Origin of the sequence: Poseidonibacter ostreae, assembly GCF_009208075.1 — a bacterium.
GTDB classification, from domain to species: domain Bacteria; phylum Campylobacterota; class Campylobacteria; order Campylobacterales; family Arcobacteraceae; genus Poseidonibacter; species Poseidonibacter ostreae.
On sequence record NZ_WFKJ01000122.1, the window covers coordinates 1 to 587 of the forward strand.

Sequence of the window (587 nt, forward strand, 5' to 3'; positions counted from 1 at the left end):
CGCCAATTCAAGAGATAAATGCATAAACTCCAACAAATTAAGCTGATAATTTCTTAAAAATTGTAGCATAAAAAACTTCAGCAGGAGTTTTAAATCCAAGAACTTTTCTAGGACGATTATTTAATCTGTCTTGAATAAACCTAATCTTCCCATCTTCAACTTTTGTAAAATCTGTTTTCTTTGGTAAATACTGTCGTATTAAACCATTAGTGTGCTCATTTAATCCTCTTTCCCATGAATGATATGGATTTGCAAAGTAGAAGTCTGTATTTAAAGCTTCTGAAACTTGTTCATGATAAGCAAACTCTTTTCCATTATCTGAAGTAATTGTATGGGTTAAAGCTTTGATTGGTAATAGCATATCAATAGTAGCTTGTGAAACAATTGCAGAATGTTTACTTGGTACATTTTTAATAAGTGCAAATTTACTTTTCCTATCAACAATAGTAACTAGTGCACCTTTGTGATTAGCTCCAATAACAGTATCTATTTCCCAGTCTCCAACTCTTGATTTTCTTTCCACAACTTTAGGTCTTTTATCTATAGAAATTCTATTTTTAATAATACCTCTAGTATTGTAATCATTA

General features: G+C 30.2%; 1 protein-coding gene. It reads right to left on the reverse strand.

What is annotated here, in order from left to right; translation table 11 throughout:
* Positions 1-37: 37 nt before the first annotated feature.
* On the reverse strand, positions 38-587 hold a 550-nt coding region (locus GBG18_RS15075; protein WP_152192394.1), incomplete at its 5' end, for an IS30 family transposase.